General features: G+C 61.5%; 22 protein-coding genes and 1 pseudogene. 12 read left to right on the top strand and 11 right to left on the bottom strand.

Annotated features, from left to right (window positions below; translation table 11 throughout):
- From EN993_RS13830 to EN993_RS13815, 4 genes are all read right to left on the bottom strand, one after another.
- Nucleotides 1–670, bottom strand: a 670-nt coding sequence (locus tag EN993_RS13830) for a cytochrome c (RefSeq protein WP_127263663.1), incomplete at its 3' end; no start/stop codon positions are given.
- Nucleotides 667–2433, bottom strand: coding sequence for a GMC family oxidoreductase (locus tag EN993_RS13825; RefSeq protein ID WP_127263661.1), 1767 nt, complete (start codon nt 2431–2433; stop codon nt 667–669). The genes EN993_RS13825 and EN993_RS13830, both read right to left, overlap by 4 nt.
- Before the next feature lie 2 nt (nt 2434–2435).
- The gene (locus tag EN993_RS13820) at nt 2436–3062 is read right to left on the bottom strand and encodes a gluconate 2-dehydrogenase subunit 3 family protein (RefSeq protein ID WP_245462839.1); all 627 of its coding nucleotides are present in this window, start codon (nt 3060–3062) and stop codon (nt 2436–2438) included.
- Between the two features lie 473 nt (nt 3063–3535).
- The gene (locus tag EN993_RS13815; RefSeq protein ID WP_109669237.1) at nt 3536–3841 is read right to left on the bottom strand and encodes a ribbon-helix-helix domain-containing protein; all 306 of its coding nucleotides are present in this window, start codon (nt 3839–3841) and stop codon (nt 3536–3538) included.
- 228 nt (nt 3842–4069) lie between these two features.
- On the opposite strand from EN993_RS13815, the gene EN993_RS13810 reads away from it, so the two are divergent.
- The 3 genes from EN993_RS13810 to EN993_RS13800 all read left to right on the top strand — a co-directional run bounded on the left by EN993_RS13810 (nt 4070) and on the right by EN993_RS13800 (nt 6695).
- Nucleotides 4070–4465 carry a VOC family protein gene (locus EN993_RS13810; protein ID WP_109669234.1) on the top strand — a complete coding sequence of 132 codons (396 nt, stop codon included), beginning with the start codon at nt 4070–4072 and terminating at the stop codon, nt 4463–4465.
- 81 nt (nt 4466–4546) lie between these two features.
- Nucleotides 4547–5077: a Twin-arginine translocation pathway signal gene (locus tag EN993_RS13805; RefSeq protein ID WP_109669231.1), complete on the top strand. Its 531-nt coding sequence runs from the start codon at nt 4547–4549 to the stop codon at nt 5075–5077.
- A gap of 46 nt (nt 5078–5123) precedes the next feature.
- On the top strand, nt 5124–6695 hold the full coding sequence (locus tag EN993_RS13800) for a GMC family oxidoreductase (RefSeq protein ID WP_109669229.1): 1572 nt from the start codon (nt 5124–5126) through the stop codon (nt 6693–6695).
- A gap of 63 nt (nt 6696–6758) precedes the next feature.
- On the opposite strand, the gene EN993_RS13795 is transcribed toward EN993_RS13800, so the two are convergent.
- Nucleotides 6759–7163, bottom strand: coding sequence for a hypothetical protein (locus EN993_RS13795; protein WP_109669227.1), 405 nt, complete (start codon nt 7161–7163; stop codon nt 6759–6761).
- A 313-nt stretch (nt 7164–7476) separates the two neighbouring features.
- Here EN993_RS13795 and urtA point away from each other — a divergent pair, with 313 nt between their 5' ends.
- The 6 genes from urtA to EN993_RS13765 all read left to right on the top strand — a co-directional run bounded on the left by urtA (nt 7477) and on the right by EN993_RS13765 (nt 13737).
- Nucleotides 7477–8787, top strand: a complete 1311-nt coding sequence (gene urtA, locus EN993_RS13790; RefSeq protein ID WP_126069003.1) for an urea ABC transporter substrate-binding protein — start codon at nt 7477–7479, stop codon at nt 8785–8787.
- 139 nt (nt 8788–8926) lie between these two features.
- Nucleotides 8927–10543, top strand: coding sequence for an urea ABC transporter permease subunit UrtB (gene urtB, locus EN993_RS13785; protein WP_127263659.1), 1617 nt, complete (start codon nt 8927–8929; stop codon nt 10541–10543).
- A complete protein-coding gene (urtC, locus tag EN993_RS13780; RefSeq protein WP_127263657.1) occupies nt 10540–11772 on the top strand; it encodes an urea ABC transporter permease subunit UrtC in 1233 nt (410 codons plus the stop codon). The genes urtB and urtC overlap by 4 nt, the downstream gene beginning before the upstream one ends.
- A gap of 6 nt (nt 11773–11778) precedes the next feature.
- The gene (urtD, locus tag EN993_RS13775) at nt 11779–12525 is read left to right on the top strand and encodes an urea ABC transporter ATP-binding protein UrtD (protein WP_127263655.1); all 747 of its coding nucleotides are present in this window, start codon (nt 11779–11781) and stop codon (nt 12523–12525) included.
- A 69-nt stretch (nt 12526–12594) separates the two neighbouring features.
- Entirely contained in the window at nt 12595–13290 is a 696-nt protein-coding gene (urtE, locus tag EN993_RS13770) for an urea ABC transporter ATP-binding subunit UrtE (RefSeq protein ID WP_109669216.1), read from the top strand.
- A gap of 270 nt (nt 13291–13560) precedes the next feature.
- Complete coding sequence (locus EN993_RS13765) at nt 13561–13737, top strand: hypothetical protein (RefSeq protein WP_081294751.1); 177 nt, start codon at nt 13561–13563, stop codon at nt 13735–13737.
- Nucleotides 13738–13847: 110 nt separating this feature from the next.
- On the opposite strand, the gene EN993_RS13760 is transcribed toward EN993_RS13765, so the two are convergent.
- Nucleotides 13848–14057, bottom strand: coding sequence for a hypothetical protein (locus tag EN993_RS13760; RefSeq protein ID WP_127263653.1), 210 nt, complete (start codon nt 14055–14057; stop codon nt 13848–13850).
- 94 nt (nt 14058–14151) lie between these two features.
- Between EN993_RS13760 and EN993_RS13755 the strand changes: the two genes are divergently transcribed.
- From EN993_RS13755 to EN993_RS13745, 3 genes are all read left to right on the top strand, one after another.
- On the top strand, nt 14152–14685 hold the full coding sequence (locus EN993_RS13755) for an inorganic diphosphatase (RefSeq protein WP_127263651.1): 534 nt from the start codon (nt 14152–14154) through the stop codon (nt 14683–14685).
- 141 nt (nt 14686–14826) lie between these two features.
- A complete protein-coding gene (locus EN993_RS13750) occupies nt 14827–15111 on the top strand; it encodes a PRC-barrel domain-containing protein (RefSeq protein ID WP_109669208.1) in 285 nt (94 codons plus the stop codon).
- 239 nt (nt 15112–15350) lie between these two features.
- Entirely contained in the window at nt 15351–15692 is a 342-nt protein-coding gene (locus EN993_RS13745; RefSeq protein WP_348629899.1) for a hypothetical protein, read from the top strand.
- Nucleotides 15693–15796: 104 nt separating this feature from the next.
- Here the strand turns inward: EN993_RS13745 and EN993_RS13740 are convergent, their stop codons facing one another.
- From EN993_RS13740 to uvrA, 5 genes and pseudogenes are all read right to left on the bottom strand, one after another.
- Complete coding sequence (locus EN993_RS13740; RefSeq protein ID WP_127263649.1) at nt 15797–16948, bottom strand: GGDEF domain-containing protein; 1152 nt, start codon at nt 16946–16948, stop codon at nt 15797–15799.
- A gap of 105 nt (nt 16949–17053) precedes the next feature.
- Complete coding sequence (locus EN993_RS13735; protein WP_109669203.1) at nt 17054–17311, bottom strand: hypothetical protein; 258 nt, start codon at nt 17309–17311, stop codon at nt 17054–17056.
- A gap of 252 nt (nt 17312–17563) precedes the next feature.
- Complete coding sequence (locus EN993_RS13730; protein ID WP_109669201.1) at nt 17564–18370, bottom strand: DUF72 domain-containing protein; 807 nt, start codon at nt 18368–18370, stop codon at nt 17564–17566.
- A gap of 27 nt (nt 18371–18397) precedes the next feature.
- Nucleotides 18398–18867, bottom strand: a pseudogene (locus EN993_RS13725) (GNAT family N-acetyltransferase).
- A gap of 34 nt (nt 18868–18901) precedes the next feature.
- Nucleotides 18902–21220, bottom strand: a 2319-nt coding sequence (uvrA, locus tag EN993_RS13720) for an excinuclease ABC subunit UvrA (RefSeq protein WP_127263647.1), incomplete at its 5' end; no start/stop codon positions are given.

Raw genomic sequence — 21220 nt, 5'->3', positions numbered from 1 at the left:
GCGCATTGTTGGTGATGTCAGGGGCAAACCAGCCTTGCAGGGAGGCGCCTTGCAGGAATTCGCTATCTTTGTCCGCTCCAAGAAAGGATTTGGGCGTGTGACAGGTGCCGCAGTGTCCGGACCCCTGGACGATATAGGCGCCGCGGTTCCATTCCGCCGATTTGGAGGAATCCGGCTGAAAGCTTGCTTCGGTGAAGTTGAGGGCGTTCCAGCCCAGCATCGCCAGCCGAATGTTCAACGGGAACGGCAGCTGATTGGCCTCGACCTTGTTCGATACCGGTTCAACTGACGTCAGATAGGCCCACAGGTCGGCGAGATCGCCATCGTTCATCCTGGTGTAGGCGGGGTAAGGCATTGCGGGGTAAAGCCGCACGCCATTGTGGCCGATGCCGGACTTCATCATGTTACGGAAATCGGCTTCCGACCAATTGCCGATGCCCGTCTCGCCGTCGGGGGTTATGTTGGGTGGCACAAGCGCGCCGAACGGCGTTTCGAGCGGCAGGCCGCCAGCCAGCGGTTTGCCCCCGGCCTGGGTGTGACAGCCTGCGCAGTCGCCGAGCACGGCCTGATACTGTCCGCGTATGATCTGGTCCGCCTGGTCGGCACTCCATGCTGGAGCGATGGCGAGCGCCAAGGCGCCGATGGCGAGCGTGAAAATGAGCTTCTTCATGCTTGCACCAGGGGTGCACCCGGATTGCGCAGATATTGATTGCGAATGGCATCGGCGGCACGGAAGGCGAGCGCGCCGACTGTTCCCGTCGGGTTCTTGCCGGCGTTCTGCGGGAAGGCCGAAGCGCCGATGACGAAGACGTTGGGGACGTCCCAGCTCTGGAGATAGGTGTTGACCGCGCTTCTCCTGGGGTCCGTTCCCATGATGGCGCCGCCCGTATTGTGGGTGCTCTGGTAGGGGACGCTGTCCCAGCCCTTCTTGCGGCGGCTGACGGTGTATTGCTTGCCACCGAGCGCCTTGGCGATCTCCTCCATCCGGTCGCATAGATAGTTCGACATCCGGATGTCGTTGTCGGGAAAATCGAACGTCATGCGCATCAGCGGCCGGCCGAAACGATCTTTGTAGGTCGGGTCGAGATCGAGGTAATTGTTGCGCGTCGCATAGCTGCTTCCCTGTGACGAGTAGCCAAGCGTGCTCTTGTAGCCCTCGACGGTCGCCTTCTTCCAGGCGCTGCCCCATTTCGGTGTGCCGGGCAGGGTCGGCCTGGTTCCGATCGGACGCCCGTTGGTCGGTATGCAGTTGATGCCCGCGCCGCCGACGAAATCCAGGGCGCCATGATCGAAAGCATCACCATTGTAGTCGTCGATCGTCTGGCCGAGCGCGCCCGCGGCGATGAACGGATTGAAGTTCTTGTCGTCGAAGAACACCTGTACGCCGGCATTGGTCTGGTAGCAGTAGTTGCGCCCGACCGTTCCTTCGCCGCTGGTGGGGTCGTAGATCTTTCCGATGCCGGACAGCATCATCAGCCGGGCATTGTGCAGGCCGTAGGCGCACAGGAGCACGAGATCGGCGGGTTGGAAGTATTCCTGACCCGATGTGTCGACATAGGTCACGCCGCGCGCCGACTTGCCTCCGGGGGCCAGATCGACATGCAGCACCTCGCTGTCGGTCCGGACTTCGAAATTGGACTTCTTCATCAGCACGGGAAGGATGGTGGTCTGGGCGCTCGACTTGGAATAGTTGGCGCAGCCAAACCGTTCGCAGAACCCGCAATAGGTGCATTGACCCATGGCGATGCCGAGCGGGTTGACGTAGGCGCGTGACATGTTGGCGGATGGGGTGGGGAAGGGGTGCAGTCCGATCGACCGGCCGACCTCGGCAAACAGGGTCGGCGCGTAGGTCATCTGCATAGGCGGGTTCGGATAATCCCGTGACCTCGGGTCCTCGAACGGATTGCCGCCTTCCTGCAACTCACCCTTGATGTTGCCGGCCTTGCCCGAGATTCCCGCCAGATATTCGAAGCGGTCGTAATAGGGCTCCATCTCCGTGCCGGTCACGCCCCAGTCCTCGACCTGGAGATCGGCGATTCTCGACGCGCCGTATTTCTTAGTCAGATTGGTCTTTATCTGAAAGTCGGAATCCCAGAACCGCCAAGTGTGGCCGTTCCAGTGAACACCCGCGCCGCCGACGCCGTTGCCGGGTAGAAAGGAGCCGAAATCGCGCATCGGCAGCGCCGTCTGCGACGGGTCGTTGCGCACCGTCATGGTTTCCACGGTCGGCTGCAGGAAGAGGTCGCGCCGCACGCTGTAGCGCAACTCATCCTGCGCATAACCGATGTTGAAATCGGTTGCCGTGTCGCGCCAGGGACCACGCTCGATGGCCAGCACGTCCAGGCCCTGATCGGTCAATTCATGGGCAAGAATGGATCCCGTCCAACCGAGACCGACGATCACGACGTCTTTGCGAGGCAGTATCTTGGTCATGATCAGGCGCCTTTCCCGAGCCATTCGGGACGCCCGATAATCGAGACAGGCGGCTGCGGGTATGGCTGATTGTGTTTGCTGACATGGTCCCGGTAGTCGTAGCGGGCACCGGGAAAACCGAGCATGCGCCACGACACCATGTCCTTGTTGCCGCCATAGACAGGATCGGCAAAGAACCCTTCCATGGTGTTCTGCAGCAGCAGCCCGAAGAACGCCGGACCCTTGACGCCATTCGGCAGGTCGACTTTCCCAGCCTCCATGGCCGTCAGGAAGGCATCCTGTTCGGCCCGTGCAAGCTCGACGAACGTCTTGCCATCCCGCTGTTTCAGGAAGGCGTCGATGGCCGCAAGCCCGGCGCGGTAACGTTGCGCCGGATTGGCCTCGCCCTGATAGCCCTGCGTGGGCAGTCCGGGCAAAAACGGCCCTTGTGTGTAGAGCCGGCTCGAGGCTCCGTACGCCCCCATCAACTGGCTGTCGATATAGACGGCGCAACCGGCTTCCTTGCCGCCCATGCTGAGCTCGTCGGCAGGAATGATGCGGTCGACGATCGCCTCGACAAGGGCTGCTTCCTGGGCTGAGAAAAAATGCCAGCCACCGGCCACGACCTGCGTTGGTGGATCGGATGCCATTGGCGTCCAGGGCAGAGTGCCCGAGAACGACCGCGCAAAACCGGCCGATGTCGCGGTTGCGGTAAATATTGCGACTGAGGACAGGAAAAGACGCCGATTCATTCGAACAGGATTGCGATGGTCCATATTAGGAATCTCGAAAATAAGAGGACGCGCTCGGGAAGTGACGCCCAAGTAATCATGACAAAGGTAGTTAGGTTAAGTCGCAGATCGAATGTTGATAGACTGCGAGATGAAAATGACCTCGTCAACCACATCACAAAATCGTTAGCGAGGGTTCGTCTACTGCCAATCAGGTCTGATTGTGTTGTTGAAGCTCGATGGCTGCCTGGGAAGTCGGGCTATGATCCCGCGAAGCATCCGACCTACCTGCCCGGATGCTGGACCGATAGAAACAGAGTCGTGCCATCAGGCATGAATCAGGGACCGGTCCTTGACCGGCTGGCGTTCGAGGTCGCGGTCAACAGTTAGAGCTAGGCGGCTTCGCGCTTCGGCACCATCTGCTCTTCCATGCCCGGCCGGTGGCCGCGCAGGTAGAGCGCGCAGGTGGTGCGCAGCATCGACGCGAAGTTCGGAATGGCGCCGTTGATCTCGATGGCTTCGTCATAAAGCTTCGAGATGAATTTTGGCGTCGTCAAACCCTGGTTTTCGGCGATTTCGTCCAGCAAAGCCCAGAATGTCGCTTCAAGCTGGATGCTGGTCGAGTGGCCGTCGATGCGAATCGACCGGTTGATCTGGCGATAGCCTTCGGGATCCTGGCCCGCAAACACCCTGCACATCCGACAAACCTCCCATGATTGTTGGTCTTGGGTGGACGGGCGTGCAGCCTGACACTGCTCAACCTGTCCCCACATGCATTGTCGGGCAAAATTGGCGGAACGGCAATCGGACTTTCGTCCCCGTCGCCGAAGCAGGGCAATTCAAGGTCTTGAGCGTGGTAACCGGCTGCCACCACCTTTTTTCCGCGCTGCCCATAATCGTTTCCACACATTAGGACGGAGACTGATTTGGCAAAAGCGATCCATTCCATGATCCGGGTTCTCGACGAGGCCCGATCCGTCGATTTCTACAGAAATGCCTTCGGGCTCGATGTCGGCGACAGGCTGGACTTCGAGACATTCACGCTTGTTTACCTCAGCAATGCCGAGACAGGGTTCGAACTCGAACTGACCGTGAACAAGGATCGGCAGGGGCCCTACGGGCTCGGCGACGGCTACGGTCACCTGGCGGTCTCGGTCGCCGATCTCGACAGCGAACATGACCGTCTCGGCGCGCTCGGCCTCAACCCGAAGAAGATCGTCGAGTTCAACCGCGACGGGGCGCTGATCGCCCGCTTTTTCTTCATCGAGGATCCGGACGGCTACAAGATCGAAGTTCTGCAACGCGGAGGTCGCTTCCAATAGGGGACATAGCAACCGCACCGGCAGGTGCAGCGCCAGCAACGGCACTTTCAAGAGTGCACATAGCAAGCAGGGAGGAATAAAATGGTCACGATCTATGACGCGAAGCCCGGGCTTTCACGTCGCGAGCTTCTCAAACGCGGTGGCATCGGCGCGCTGCTCGTCATCTCTGGCAGTGCCGTCATCAGTCCCGAACATGCATGGGGGCTCGAGACATCGGCACTCAAGCCCGAAACCATGGCGACGCTGATCCAGATGGCGCGCGACATCTATCCGCACGATCAGGTTCCCGACAAATATTACGCCATTGCCGTGAAAGGCCATGACGAGCAGGCCGGCAAGGACGCCGCCTACAAGGCGATGATCGAAGACGGCATCGCCGACCTCGACAAGAAGTCCGGTGACGGCGGCTACCGCGGCCTCGGCTGGGAGGACCAGCGCGTCGGCGTGCTGAAGCAGATCGAGGCGACGCCGTTCTTCCAGGCCATCCGTGGCGGCCTCGTCGTCAGCCTCTACAACCAGAAAGAGGTGTGGCCGATCTTCGGTTACGAGGGCGAGTCCTATTCCAAGGGCGGCTACATCGCGCGCGGTTTCAACGACATAGAGTGGCTCTGAGCCCCGTCGTTCCTGAACCCGCAAACAGAAATCATGGGAGGAAACCATGGCAGCTTCATTTGATCTGAACAACGACGGCGTGGTCGTCATCATCGGTTCGGGCGCCGGCGGCGGCACGCTCGGCAACGAACTCGCCCAGAAGGGTGTCGACGTCGTCATCCTGGAAGCCGGCGCGCGCCACGAATATGAGGATTTCATCAATGACGAGTGGGGCTCGTTCGCCCAGCTCGCCTGGACGGACAAGCGCACCACCTCCGGTGACTGGCGTGTGGCCAAGGATTTTCCGAACCTGCCGGCCTGGATCGTCAAGTCGGTCGGCGGTTCGACGACGCATTGGGCCGGAGCCTCGCTGCGCTTCCAGGAGCATGAGTTCAAGACACTGTCGACCTACGGCAAACTGGAAGGCGCCAATTTGCTCGACTGGCCGATCACGCTCGCCGAGATGGAACCCTACTACGCCAAGGCCGAAGCCAAGATGGGCGTCACCGGCACCAATGACTGGCCGCGGCTGCCGGGCAACAACAATTTCAAGGTGCTGAAGGCCGGCGCAGACAAGCTCGGCTACAAGGAATGCCACACCGGCAATATGGCGATCAATTCGGTCGAGCGCGACGATCGTAATTCCTGCCAGCAGACCGGCTTCTGCTTCCAGGGCTGCAAATGGGGCGCCAAATGGTCGACGCTCTACACCGAGATACCCAAGGGCGAGGCGACGGGCCATCTCGAAGTCAGGCCGAACGCCATGGCGATCAAGATCAACCATGATGCTAGCGGAAAGGTGACCGGCGTCGTCTATGCCGACAAGGACGGCAAGCTCCAGGAGCAGAAGGCGCGCATCGTCGCCGTCGCGGGAAATTCGATCGAGAGCCCAAGGCTGCTGCTCAATTCGGCATCGGGCAAATTCCCTGACGGTCTTGCCAACTCGTCGGGGCAGGTGGGCAAGAACTACATGCGCCACACCACCGGCTCGGTCTATGCCATCTTCGACAAACCGGTGCACATGTATCGCGGCACCACCATGGCCGGCATCATCCGCGACGAGGCGCGCCATGATCCGTCACGTGGTTTCGTCGGCGGCTACGAGTTCGAGACGCTGTCACTGGGTCTGCCGTTCATGGCGGCCTTCCTCGATCCCGGCGCCTGGGGCCGCTCGTTCACCACCGCACTCGACCACTACGACCACATGGCCGGCCTGTGGATTGTCGGCGAGGACATGCCGCGCGCGGAGAATCGCATCACGCTGCATGCCGACGAGAAGGACGCGCACGGGATGCCGATCGCCGACGTGCATTTCGACGATCATCCGAACGACACAGCGATGCGCAACCACGCCTACAAGCAGGCCACGGCGCTCTATGCTGCGGTTGGTGCCACGCGCACCTTCCCGACGCCGCCCTATCCGTCGACCCACAATCTCGGCACCAACCGGATGAGCGAGAAGGCGGCCGACGGCGTCGTCAACAAGCACGGCCAGGCGCACGACATCAAGAACCTGTTCGTGTCGGATGGCAGCCAGTTCACGACCGGAGCCGCCGAAAACCCGACCCTGACGATCGTGTCGCTGGCGATCCGCCAGGCCGGCTACATCGCCGCGCAGATGTCGGCCAAGACGATCTAGTCACATCCTCCCGACTGCCTGCTGGCGCGGAGCCCACAAGGTTCCGCGCCTTTTCTTGCAGCCTCATTGCCTGGTGCAGGTCGAGGCGGTGAAGGCGCCGTCGGGTTGCTTCATGATGATGTCGAAGGAGGGCGTGCTCTGGCCGTCCAGCGTTGCCTGGGTCAGCGACAGCGAGTTGCCGCCGGCGGTATAGCCGCCCAGCGGTCCCAACCAGGAGATCACGCCGTTTGCATCCATTTGATAGTTGTACCCCTGCTGCGCGGTGCCGAGGCCGGTATAAATTGGGCCGCTGTAGACGTTCCCCTTGATGGTGATGTCGCCGAGGCTGAGGAACATGCCGAGCAGGTAGACCTCGCAGTGATAGATACCGTCGGGCATCTTGCCATCGCTGAAATCGGCTCGTGCGGTCCCGGTTGCTGCCGCCAGAAGCAGTATGCCGATAAGGATGCGTGAAATGCCTGAAGCCATGACGTCGCTCGTTTGAGGAGCGAGCTTGCCCCATTTTTGCACCGCGCCGCAACATCGGTCGTCGGTGATCCACCTGCGAAGATCAAAATCTAGGCATCTAGTAGAGGTGGGCGAAAATTAGGCATCGGTCGCGTGCACTGCGCAAATTTCTCTCAATCAATTTTTAACCGGCTCTCTTTGTTTTTGTAAGCCTAATATTTCAAGCCGCTGATAATGTTGGATTTATTGGTCTCCATTTGGTGTCGCCAAGCGATTGGCATGGGGGTTGCATTGTAGTGTTGCGGTGCAATCAACCAGCTTGGGAGTCTGTAATATGAGGGGTAATTTCTCGACCATAACAAAAATGTTTTCGGCGAGCGTGGTTGCCGCCGGCCTGTTGATGTCCGCTCCCGCCAAGGCTGCCGACGACACGATCAAGGTCGGCATTCTCCATTCGCTGTCGGGGACCATGGCGATTTCGGAGACGACGCTGAAGGACGCCATGCTGATGCTCATCGACGAGCAGAACGCCAAGGGCGGCCTGCTCGGCAAGAAGCTCGAGGCGGTGGTCGTCGATCCGGCTTCCAACTGGCCGCTGTTTGCCGAAAAGGCGCGCGAGCTCATCTCCAAGGACAAGGTCGCGGCGGTGTTCGGCTGCTGGACCTCGGTGTCGCGCAAGTCGGTTCTGCCGGTGTTCTCCGAACTCGACAACATCCTGTTCTATCCCGTCCAGTATGAGGGCGAGGAGAGCGAGCGCAACGTGTTCTACACGGGTGCGGCGCCGAACCAGCAGGCCATCCCGGCCGTCGACTATCTCATGAGCGAGGATGGCGGTTCGGTGAAGCGCTGGGTGCTGGAAGGCACCGACTACGTCTATCCGCGCACCACCAACAAGATCCTCGAAGCCTATCTGAAGGCAAAGGGCGTGGCGGCGGAAGACATCATGGTCAATTACACGCCGTTCGGCTTCTCCGACTGGCAGACCGAGGTTTCGGCGATCAAGAAGTTCGGTTCGGCCGGCAAGAAGACCGCCGTCGTCTCGACCGTCAACGGCGACGCCAACGTGCCGTTCTACAAGGAACTCGGCAACCAGGGCATCAAGGCCGAGGACATCCCGGTCATGGCATTCTCGGTCGGCGAGGAAGAGCTTGCCGGTCTCGACACCGCGCCGCTGGTTGGCCATCTCGCCGCCTGGAATTACTTTGAGAGCGTCGACACGCCCGAAAACAAGAAGTTCATAGCCGACTGGCACAAGTTCATCAAGAACGACAAGCGCACCACCAACGACCCGATGGAAGCCCACTATATCGGCTTCAACATGTGGGTGAAGGCGGTCGAGAAGGCCGGCACCACCGATCCGGACAAGGTCATCGACGCCATGATCGGTGTCTCGGTGCCGAACCTGACCGGCGGCTATTCGACGATGATGCCGAACCACCACATCACCAAGCCGGTGCTGATCGGTGAAATCCAGGCCGACGGCCAGTTCGAAACCGTGTCGCGCACACCTGGCTTGGTGATGGGAGACGAATGGTCCGACTATCTGCCTGACTCCAAAGACCTGATCTCCGATTGGCGCGCGCCTCTGTCCTGCGGCAACTTCAATGTCGCCACCGGCAAGTGCGGCGGCAAGGGCACAAACTGATCCTCCCCGGGCTGGACCTTCAGGTCCATGCCCTCGGGCTGGACCTCTTTGGTCCATGCCCATGACCGCGCGCGTCCGGACGGCTTCCTCCGCCGTCCGGACGCCCAATTCAACCTTCTTCAAAGGTCACCTGGAGCCGATGAACCTGTTTCGCGCCATTGGTCTGACGCTGTTGTTCCTGCTGGCGACGCTGTCGTCATCGGGCGCAAGCGAAGCCGATCTGCGCGGCATCATCGCCAAATTCGCGACGGCCAAGGGTTTTTCGGAGGTCGGAGCCGTCGTCCACGAACTGGCGGCCACCGGCGATCCGGCTGTGGAACGGCCGCTTGCGGCACTCGCCGACGGCAACCTTTATGTCCGCAAGGCCGATTCCCTGGTGTTTGCCGGCAAGGAAGCGGGCGAAAGCGTCCAGCTTTCCAACCCGTTGAGCGGCGAGGCATCGGGCGAGGCCGCCAAGGACGACATCACCAAGATCAAGGTCAACAACACGCTGCGCCGCGTCATCCGCGATGCGTTGGGCACGCTGACGCTTGGCGCCAAGGACCCGGCCGTGCGTATTGCCGCCGCCGATACCATGTTCAAGACCCCTGATGCGGCAAACATCGGGCCGCTCGACACGGCAATCGCCAGCGAGAGCGTGGCCAGCGTCAAGGCTCTGCTCGAACAGGCTCGTGCCGCCTCCGTGCTGGTCTCCGATCAGCCTGAAGCCGACAAGCTTGCTGCCATCGCGCTGATCGGGGCGCGGGGCGACCGCGATGCGGTTTCGCTGCTGACTTCGGTCGAGGCGAATTCCACGGACGCAGTCAAGGAAGCTGCCACGGCCGCGATCGCCAACATCAATTCGACGCTGGCCTTCTGGGATGCCGGTCAGAACATCTGGTACGGCATTTCGCTGGGCTCGGTGCTGCTGCTGGCGGCGATCGGCCTTGCCATCACCTTCGGCGTCATGGGCGTCATCAACATGGCGCATGGCGAGATGGTTATGCTCGGCGCCTACACGACCTTCGTCGTCCAGCAAGTGATCCGTACGTCCTTTCCGAACCTGTTCGACTGGTCGCTGGTCATCGCGCTGCCGCTCGCTTTCCTCGTCTCGGCCCTGGTTGGCCTGATCATCGAGCGCGGCGTCATCCGCTTCCTTTATGGCCGGCCGCTGGAAACACTGCTGGCGACATGGGGCGTTTCGCTCATCCTGCAGCAAGCGGTGCGCTCGATCTTCGGGCCGACCAACCAGGAGGTCGGCAACCCCTCCTGGATGTCGGGCTCGTTCAATGTCGGGCAGCTTGCGATCACCTGGAACCGGCTATGGATCCTGGTTTTCGCGCTCACCGTGTTCGCCATCCTGCTCTACGTGATGAAGCGCACGCCCTGGGGCCTGCAGATGCGCGCCGTCACCGCCAACCGGCGCATGGCCGCCTCCATGGGCATCAGGACGCCATGGGTCGACGCGCTGACCTTCGCGCTCGGCTCCGGCATCGCCGGCATTGCCGGTGTCGCGCTTAGCCAGATCGACAATGTCTCGCCCAATCTCGGCCGCGGCTACATCATCGACAGCTTCATGGTCGTCGTCTTCGGCGGTGTCGGCAATCTGTGGGGTACGCTTGTCGGCGCCTTCTCGCTCGGCATCGTCAACAAGTTCCTCGAGCCCTATGCCGGTGCGGTGCTTGGCAAGATCGTCGTGCTGGTGCTGATCATCCTGTTCATCCAGAAGCGCCCGCGCGGCCTGTTCGCGCTCAAGGGCAGGGCGGTGGAAGCATGATCACGGGACGCTTCTTCGCTGCCGGCGCGGACAGCCGCATCGCCATCACGATCTTCATCCTGCTGGCGGCGGCCATCGTCGTGCCGCTGCTCAACCTGGCTGTTTCGCCGGCCAACGCCTTCTATGTGCCATCCTATATCGTCGCGCTGACCGGCAAATATCTCTGCTATGCGCTGCTCGCCTTGGCGCTCGATCTTGTCTGGGGCTATTGCGGCATTCTCTCGCTCGGCCACGGCGCCTTCTTCGCGCTCGGCGGTTATGCGATGGGCATGTATCTGATGCGCCAGATCGGCTCGCGCGGCGTCTATGGCAACCCGATCCTGCCCGACTTCATGGTGTTCCTGAACTACAAGGAATTGCCGTGGTTCTGGTATGGCTTCGACCATTTCTGGTTTGCCGGCCTCATGGTGCTGGCGGTGCCTGGCCTGCTGGCTTTCGTCTTCGGCTGGTTCGCCTTCCGCAGCCGCGTCACCGGCGTTTATCTCTCGATCATCACCCAGGCGATGACCTATGCGCTGCTGCTCGCCTTTTTCCGCAACGACATGGGTTTCGGCGGCAACAACGGCCTGACCGATTTCAAGGACATTCTGGGCTTCAACGTGCAGGCCGACGCGACGCGTTCGGCGCTGTTTGCCGCCAGTGCGGTCACGCTCGCGGTCGCCGTCTTCGTCACCTGGGCGATCGTCGGCTCCAAATACGGCAAGCTCTTGATGGCGGTACGCGATGCCGAGAGCCGCACGCGCTTCCTTGGCTGGCGGGCGGAGAACGTAAAACTGTTCGCCTTCACCGTCTCGGCCGTCATGGCCGGCATCGCCGGCGCGCTCTACGTGCCGCAGGTCGGCATCATCAACCCCGGCGAATTCGAGCCGGCCAATTCGATTGAAGTCGTGGTATGGGCGGCCGTCGGCGGGCGCGGCACCATCGTCGGGCCGATCATCGGTGCGTTGCTGGTCAATGCCGGCAAGTCCTGGTTCACCGGCGTGCTGCCGGAATTCTGGCTGTTTGCCTTGGGTGGGCTGTTCGTCGCCGTCACGCTTTTGCTGCCCAAGGGCATCATCGGCATGTGGGACAGCTGGCGCGGCAACGCCAGAGCGTTGCGAGCAGCTTCGATTGCCGAGGAAGCCGGCGCCGACCCTGACGTCCAGCCGCCGGCGAAAATCGTGCGCAGCGCGGCGAGAAAGCCCGGCGACTGGTCCGCATCCAGCCCCGAACCGCAGCCGGCGGAGTGAGCGGCCATGTCAAAGTCGAACACCATCCTCTATCTCGACGGCGTCTCGGTTTCCTTCGATGGTTTTCGCGCCATCAACAATCTGTCGCTGGTGCTCGACAAGGGCGAGATGCGCGCCATCATCGGCCCCAACGGAGCCGGCAAGACGACGATGATGGACATCGTCACCGGCAAGACGCGGCCCGATGAGGGCGAGGTGTTCTTCGACGGCCAGGTCGATCTGACCAAGCATGACGAAGCCGAGATCGCCATGATGGGCATCGGCCGCAAGTTCCAGAAGCCGACTGTGTTCGAAAGCCACACGATCGAGGAAAACCTGATGCTGGCGCTGAAGGGGCCGCGCTCGATCTTTCCGGCGCTGTTTCATCGCCGCTCGGCCGCCGAGACGCGACAGATCGACGACATCCTCGGCATCATCCGGCTTGGCGACAAGCGTAACGAATTGGCGGCCAATCTCAGCCATGGACAAAAGCAGTGGCTCGAGATCGGCATGCTGCTGGCGCAGGATCCGAAGTTGCTTCTGGTCGACGAACCGGTCGCCGGCATGACCGACGCCGAGACCGAGGAAACCGCGCGCCTGCTCAAGGACATCGCGCGCGACCATTCGGTCATCGTCGTCGAACACGACATGCATTTCGTGCGCGAGCTCGGCGTCAAGGTCACCTGCCTGCATGAGGGCTCGGTGCTTAGCGAAGGCACGCTCGATTTCGTGTCGGCCGACGAGCGCGTCGTCGAAGTCTATCTGGGGAGATGAATATGGTCTGGCGGGTGCAATTCCATCGCTTCGATCTGTCGTTTCTCAGGTTCTGGAGAAGGCGCTGACATGCTCGAAGTTTCCAATGCCACGCTGCACTACGGCGCCGCCCAGGCGCTGCGCGGGGTGTCGCTGAAGGCCGGCGCCGGCAAGATCACCTGCGTGCTCGGCCGCAACGGCGTCGGCAAGACCAGTTTGATGAGATCGATCGTCGGCCACCACCGGCTGACGAGCGGAAGCGTTGCCTTCGAGGGGAAGGCGCTCGACCGGAGCGCGGCGTATGACCGCGCCCGGTCGGGCATCGCATTCGTGCCACAGGGCAGGGAGATTTTTCCGCTGCTCACCGTGCGGGAGAACCTGGAATCGGGCTTTGCGCCGCTGAAACGGGCCGACCGCAACATTCCGGCGCATGTCTTCGAATTGTTCCCGGTGCTGAAGCAAATGCTCGGCCGCCGTGGCGGCGACCTTTCCGGAGGGCAGCAGCAGCAGCTCGCCATCGGCAGGGCATTGGTGATGCGGCCGAAGCTGCTGGTGCTCGACGAGCCGACCGAAGGCATCCAGCCGTCGATCATCAAGGATATCGGCCGCGCCATCCGCTATCTGCGCGACCAGGCCGGCATCGCGGTGCTTTTGGTCGAACAGTATCTCGATTTCTGCCGAGAGCTCGCCGACGAGGTCAACATCATGGACCGGGGTCTGATCGTCCATACCGGCCCGGCGGAAGATTTGGACCGTGCTGATGTCAGGAAGTTCCTGACCGTCTAGAATCGTCGTTGGACTTCAGCCGACGGTCCGAAATCATTCGCAAGTCTAATATTTCTCCGATCCAGCCATCTGCGTCACTAGCGCACCATGAGCTGCGTGCTAGTCTTTCCCATGGCTTTTGTGAGTCGGCCGCTTCCGTATCAGTCTGGTTATCGCAGATCGAGGGCGCGGCTAGCACCGGGCAAGTTTCACGCAAGCAAAGCTTCCTAGCTTCCCTCCTGCGATCTCTGTCGTTCAAACGCGTTTGGGCACACAGGCTAAGGGACAGCCATGGAACGTTACGTCGAGGACTACCAGAAGCGGCGGCTTACCGAACGCGTCGACATCATCGCTGCCATCAATATCTTGAGGTCACAGGGCTGCGAATACGACGACCTGATCGAGGAGATCACCAAGGTCTTCTATGTCGACCTGGATGCCTTCAATGAAATCGTCATGGCGGCATAGGTTCGCTTAGATCGCAGTCGGTTTACATCACTGACGCAGCATAGCTGATCGCTCTGCGCGCGGGCTTAACTATCTGCCCCCGAGCTCCAACATATCGAAATGCCCTTCATCTAGTTGTCCTGCCGGCGCTTCTCGATTTGGTAGGTCAGCCAACGGCAGAACATCCCGACGATGGACAGCGCTGCGCCGCCAATCAAACAGGCGGTAAGCACTGGGCTTTTTGCAGCGCTCGACCAACTCACGATGGCGAGCAGGATCACACTCCCGGTCGAGATTAAATAACCGATCCCCTTCAGAAGGTGCAGCGAAGCTTTTGTCATGCATGGGCTCTCCCGACAGGTTTTGCCTTTCGGAACATTCTTCGCGTTGTGAAGTTCCATCGCTGCCACACAACCAAAAACGAGAGGCATCTTGATGCCCAATTATCTGAAGCTGACCACAATCACGAAGGGCCTCATCAGAGTGGTGGTCGAAACGCCACGTGGCGCGACGGCGAAACTGGCCTTCGAGCCGCGAACGCAGATGTTCGGCTATGTCCGTCCCTTGCCGGTCGGCATGATGTATCCCTATGACTGGGGCTTCATTCCTTCGACGCTAGGCGAAGACGGCGACCCTCTTGATGGGCTTGTGATTCATCAGGCAGCCACGGCTCCCGGAGTCGTGATCAAATGCAACTTGCTAGGCGCCTTGCGCGTCAAGCAGAAGGACGAAGGCGGTGAGGTTCTGCGCAACGACCGCTATGTCTTCTGTCCGCACAGGGAGGATGCTCCCGATGAGCCCGTTGCGGCGGATCACGTTCCAGATGACCTGCGGCGTGAGATCGAGCAGTTCTTTGTCTCCTCGGTGCTTGGAACCGGCAAGACCATCAAGTTTAAAGGCTGGCAAAATGCCGCCGAAGCTCGCAAGGCCATCAAGATGGGTGTGAAGGCCTTTTCAGCTCGCCGTTGAGTGGATCGAGGTTGCGACTCTCGCTGGCTGCCCGTCTAATTCCAGCACGTGCTGCCCGTCAGACTTTATCGCGCGGTATCAATCCACGCGGAACCGTTCGTCCGGTCGCAGGTTGCAACAGTTCCAACAGGAGATGCAGCTATGGATCACACCAACCACGTACGCCTTACCAGCAATGAATTGACCTCCGACATACTCGACGGCGCGACCATTTACGGTGCGGAGGATGAGAAGGTCGGTACAGTCTCTCACTTGCACGGCAGCGAGGTCGTCGTCGACGTCGGCGGCTTCCTGGGCATCGGCGCAAAACCGGTTGCCGTACCGGCCAACCAGCTGGACTTCATGCGCGACGAGAACGGCGACGTTCATGCGGTCACCACTTGGACCAAAGAACAGCTCAAGGCCATGCCTGAGCATCAGGATTGAGGATCAACAGGGGCTGGCTTCGGCTGGCCCCCAACTTTGTAAGGATGACAGGGTGACGTGGCCGAGGCGGAAGCCGCCAGGCGGACAGGTCAGTACAGCGCAGTCGACGGAGACCGGCTGTGGCGGCTAAAGGGCTAGTATACGGACGGCTTGGCGAAAATTGCCTGCATATCTGCGTCGACATGCAGCGCTTGTTTGGACCCGCCGGGCCTTGGGCGGTACCATGGGCCGAGAAAGTGGTGCCGGCCATAGAGGAACTGGTCGCCAGACATCCGCAGCGAACACTTTTCACCCGCTTTATCCCGGCCGAGCGGCCAGGTGAGGGACCGGGGATGTGGGCGAGCTACTATCGCCGGTGGGCAGAGGTGACGCTTTCCCATATCGATCCGGGCCTGATCGAGCTCATGCCACAACTTGCACGGTTCGTGCCGCCGGCCAAGCTCGTCGACAAGCACGTCTATTCGCCATGGACCGAAGGGCATCTCGACGCCCTGCTGCACGGTGCTGGGCGCCATCGATCGCGGCTTTCGCGTCGTTCTTGTCACCGACGCCATCTGCAGCTCCGCGGATCAAACGCATGATGCGCTGATGGAGCTTTATCGTTCGCGGTTCAGTGAGCAGGTCGAGGCAGTGACGATGCAGGAAGTCACGGATAGTTGGCAGTAAGATATGAAGGCTGACCAGTCTAACCCGCGCGCCGGAATGCCGAGGCGGTGACGCGGTTGCGGCCGCCGCGCTTGGCGGCATAGAGCGCCTTGTCGGCGGCGCTGAGCACCTTGTCGAAGCTGAGACCCTCCTTGGTGCCGAGGGCAAATCCGGCACTGACCGTGCATGTCAGCAAACCGGTCTCGGTTTCGATGCGACGTGCGGCGAAAGCTGCCCGTATGGCCTCGGCGGTGGCTTCCACCGTCTCGGGCAAGGTCCGCTTCAGCACCAGCGCGAATTCCTCGCCGCCCATGCGCGCGGCGACGTCGGCCGGGCGAAGATTGCCGGCGAGGTCCTGGGCGAACATCCTCAGCACCTCATCGCCGGCGGCATGGCCGAATTCGTCGTTGATGGCCTTGAAGCTGTCGAGGTCGAAGACGACCACCGCCGTGAAGGCGCCGATCGGGGCATCACCGTGCAGGTCGAACAGGGCGCGGCGGTTGAGCAGGCCTGTCAGCGGGTCGGTCAGGGCATTGTGGCGATGATGCCTGGCCAGACGCCCCTGATTGAGCGCCAACGACAAGGCTCCAATCCCGGTCATGCTGGCGATGACGATGATGAGGCTCAGCTCCTCGGCCCAGTTGCTGGGCGCATGTCCGAGGATCAGCTTTCCATCCCAGGCAAGAACCATGGCGCACAGAGCGAAGGACGTGGCCGTGGCCGAATAGAGCGCGGTGATGCCGATCGTGAGGGCAGGGGCTTCGTCGCGGCCTTTCCAGTATTCGAGCGCCGTTGCGAACAGAAGCAATGCGGCAAAGGCGTTTTCGAACATGAAGCCCAGCCCGTCATAGCCAAGAGCCATGGGAGGCAACGTCACAACCAGCGAAATGGCGCTGGCAATCGCCATTCGCGGCATTGGCGAGCCGCCGGTCCTGAACTGGTAGGCGGCGCCCAGCATTGTCGAAAAACCGAGCAGAAGGAAAGCCAGCGTGGCGATGCCCAGCAGGCGCCCAGGCATGTCGATATAGGCGTCATAGATAAAAATATCGCCGACCATGAACACCAGGCTGATCGCCCATGTCAGCAGGAACCTCTCCGAGCGAGCGGTCAGCCACATGCCGAACAATGTCAGGCTCAGGCAGGCGGCGGAAAAACCGACAGCCAGCAGAAGTGAAGTGTAGTCGAGCGACATGCCCCTCGTTTCCTTGCCCCAAATCTGTGACTTGGCCTGCCTGGATTCATGCAGCAAGGAGGTATCGATAAGGTTACGACGGCGGCGAATCCTTGGCTTATTGGGTTAGAGGATCACCCCCGACAATAGCAGAATGACGCCGACAGCCATCATCAGCAGCCCCGGCCAATTCTGTGATAGGCCGAGGAAGCCTAATCCGCGCCGTCGTGGCTCAAGCGTCGGGCCGGACGTTGCGAGATTGGGCATCGGGCGGTCTGAAGCTACGGGCGTTGGATCACTGAGCCGCCCGCGTCTGAGAACGGCGACCGCCATGTACACAACGCCGGCGATGGTGAGCAACGCCCCGATCAGGATGATCGCCATCTTTCCTCGCTTTCTTCCGGTTCTCCTGATGCCAGCGTTCCGCCGGTTGGGCGCGCCTGGCCATCTCTGGGAAAAACCGGTCTTGGCGAGCAGCGAGCCTATCGCATCCACGCGAGGCACCCGCCCGGTCGCCCGCTAGTGAGGCAAAAACGGTCAACCTGCCCTGCAGGTTCCGACAGGAGTTGCCGGACCGGACCCGAGAGTGTGGAATTCGACGCTTAAACGGAAGGATAGCGCCGCAGGCTAGCTGCTCTAATCCGCCACGCGCTTCATCAGCGCCATGGCACCGAACGGCGCGCGCACCTTGCCCTCGGTGATGAAGTAGACGAATACGTCGCGTGGCTTGACCGGCGCCTCGGTCGAAGGATCGGCGCGTCGGAGATCGGCAGGCACCTTGCCTTCCGCCCAGGTCTTGGCGCGCGCCGCCCATTCATCGAGGCCCTTCGGCGTGTAGCAGTCGGGATTGTCGTCGCTGCCAGTCTGCAGCCGGGCATAGATGAAATCGCCGGTGACGTCGGCGATATCAGGATATTTGGCATGGTCGGCATAGACGATCGCGACCTCGTACTTGCGCACGAGCGCGGCGAATTCCGGCACGATAAAACTGTCGTTGCGCACTTCGACCGCGTGGCGCAGCGCAACGCCGTCCTGCTTTTCCGGCAGCAGTTTCAGGAAAGCTTCGAAATCGTCCGGATCGAACTTTTTCGTCGGCGCGAACTGCCACAGGATCGGCCCGAGCTTTTCGCCGAGCGCGGCAACGCCCGAGCCGAGGAAACGCATCATCGACTCGCCGGCCTCGCCGAGCACGCGCCGGTTGGTGACGAAGCGGTTGCCCTTCAGCGCATAGACGAAACCGTCCGGCGCCTCGCTGGCCCATTTGACGAAGGTCGGCTCCTTGAAGCTGGAATAATAGGTGCCGTTGACCTCGATGCTCGGCACCTGCCGAGTGGCGTAGTTCAGCTGCTTGGCCTTGGAAAGCTTGTCGGGATAGAAGGACGTATCCCAGGGCTCGAAGGTCCAGCCGCCCATGCCGGCGCGGATTGTTCCCGATGTGCTCATTGTCATCCTCCCAAATGCTGAAAAAGATCAGGCCGCGGTGATCTCATCGACGGTTTTGGCCATGTCGACGAGCACCCATCCTGGCCGGTAGGGATTGGGCCGGCGACCCGTTTCGTGGAAACCGTAGGCCAGATAGAGTGCGATGTTCCGCTCCATCCTGGCGTTGGTGTAAAGCCGCACCTCGGGCAGGCCCCCAGGCGCGTCTGTTCGTCAGCGTGTTTCAGCAGCGCAATGCCGAAGCCTTTGCCTTGAAAGTCAGGGGAGACGGCGACGGAGAAGATCATCCCGTGGTCGTCATGCCGCTCCAGCGTGAGCACTCCGGCAAGCTCGCCGCCGTCCTCGAGCAGCCAGACTTCGCCACCCTCGATGCGTGGCGCATAGTCCTCGGTGACCGGGATCGGCGGCGCGCCGAACAGGGCGGTGTACGGCGCATAGGCCGCTTGCGTCAGCGAGACGACGGTTTGGAGATCACCGGCAAGCGCTCTTCTGATTGTCATTCAAAAGCTCTCCAGGCGCCAACCGGTCCGATCGTCACTCCGCCGCTTCGCGCTTGCCTCCGGGGCGACGCTCCAGCAGTTCCTTGAGGAACTGGCCGGTGTAGCTGCGCTTTTCGCGGACAATGGCTTCCGGCGTGCCGGAGGCGACCAGTTCGCCGCCGCCGTCGCCGCCTTCGGGGCCGAGATCGAGCACCCAGTCGGCGGTCTTGATCACCTCGAGATTGTGCTCGATGACCACCACCGTGTTGCCCTGGTCGACCAGTTCGTGCAGCACTTCCAACAGCTTGGCGACGTCGTGGAAATGCAGGCCGGTGGTCGGCTCGTCCAGGATGTACAGCGTCTTGCCGGTCGCCTTGCGCGACAGTTCCTTGGCGAGCTTGATGCGCTGCGCCTCACCGCCGGACAGCGTCGTCGCCTGCTGGCCGATATGGATATAGCCGAGGCCGACCTGCTTCAACGTGTCGAGCTTGTCGCGCACGCCGGGCACGGCGGCAAAGAAATCGACGCCTTCCTCGACCGTCATGTCGAGCACGTCGGCGATCGATTTGCCCTTGAACAGGACATCGAGCGTCTCTCTGTTGTAGCGCTTGCCGTGGCACACGTCGCAAGTGACGTAGACGTCGGGGAGGAAATGCATCTCGATCTTGATGACGCCGTCGCCCTGGCAGGCCTCGCAGCGGCCGCCCTTGACGTTGAAGGAGAACCGGCCCGGCTGATAGCCGCGCGCCTTGGCTTCGGGCAGACCGGCGAACCAGTCGCGGATCGGCGTGAAGGCACCGGTATAGGTGGCAGGGTTGCTGCGCGGGGTCCTGCCAATGGGCGACTGGTCGATGTCGATGACCTTGTCCAGGAATTCGAGGCCTTCGATGCGGTCGTGGTCGGCAGGATGCTCACGCGAGCCCATGATGCGGCGCGACGCCGCCTTGAACAGCGTCTCGATCAGGAAGGTCGATTTGCCGCCGCCCGACACGCCGGTCACGGCTGTGAAGGTGCCGAGCGGGATTTCGGCGGTGACGTTCTTCAGATTGTTGCCGCGCGCGCCGACGATCTTGAGGCGCCGGTTCTTCTTCGCCTCGCGCCGCACGCCAGGCGTCGCCACTTCGAGCGCGCCCGACAGATATTTGCCGGTGATCGAATTGGGATTGGCCATGACCTGCTGCGGCGTGCCCTGGGCGATGATCTCGCCGCCATGGATACCGGCGGCCGGACCCATGTCGACGACATAGTCGGCATGCAGGATGGCGTCTTCATCATGTTCGACGACGATCACGGTGTTGCCGATATCGCGCAGGTGCTTGAGCGTATCCAGCAGGCGGGCATTGTCGCGCTGGTGCAGGCCGATCGACGGTTCGTCCAGCACATAGAGCACGCCGGTGAGGCCGGAGCCGATCTGCGACGCCAGCCGGATGCGCTGGCTCTCGCCGCCCGACAGCGTGCCGGAATTGCGCGACAGCGTCAGATAGTCGAGCCCGACATCGTTGAGAAAGCGCAGCCGCTCGCGGATCTCCTTCAAGACCCGCACCGCAATCTCGTTCTGCTTGTCGTTGAGTGACGCCGGCAGGTCGGTGAACCACTGGTCGGCCTTGCGGATGGAAAGCTCGGTGACTTCGCCGATGTGCTTGCCGGCGATTTTCACCGCCAGCGACTCGGGCTTCAGCCGATAACCCTTGCAGACCGGGCAAGGCGTGGCCGACATGAAGCGCTCGATCTCCTCGCGCATCCAGGCGGATTCAGTCTCTTTCCAGCGCCGCTCCAGATTGGGGATGACGCCTTCGAAAGTCTTTGTCGTCTTGTAGGAGCGCAGGCCGTCATCATACTGGAAGGTGATTTCGCGCTCGCCGGTGCCGCGCAGGATTGCTTCCTGGGCTTCCGTGGTTAGATCCTTGAACTTGTCGCCGAGCTTGAAGCCATAAGCCTTGCCGAGCGCTTCCAGCGTCTGCGCGTAATAGGGCGAGGTCGACTTGGCCCACGGGCTGACGGCGCCGTCGCGCAGCGAGATGTTTTCGTCCGGCACGATCAGATTGCCGTCGATGGCGCGCTGGCTGCCGAGGCCGTCGCAGGTCGGGCAGGCGCCGAACGGGTTGTTGAACGAGAACAGGCGCGGTTCGATTTCCGGAATGGTGAAGCCGGAAACCGGGCAAGCGAACTTTTCCGAGAACAGGATGCGCTCATGCGTCTCGTTCTTCGACTTGTTGACCGAATCCTCGCCGGTCTGGCTGGAATCCAGCGGCTTGTCGGCAAATTCGGCGACCGCCAGTCCCTCGGCCAGCTTCAGCGCTGTTTCGATGGAATCGGCAAGCCGCGTTGCCAGATCGCCGCGCACGACGATGCGGTCGACGACGACGTCGAGGTC

It is taken from the genome of Mesorhizobium sp. M7D.F.Ca.US.004.01.2.1 (assembly GCF_003997785.1).
Taxonomy (GTDB): domain Bacteria; phylum Pseudomonadota; class Alphaproteobacteria; order Rhizobiales; family Rhizobiaceae; genus Mesorhizobium; species Mesorhizobium loti.
The sequence above is the reverse complement of the archived record's forward strand: the minus strand, read 5'-3'. Positions and strand labels throughout refer to the sequence as shown.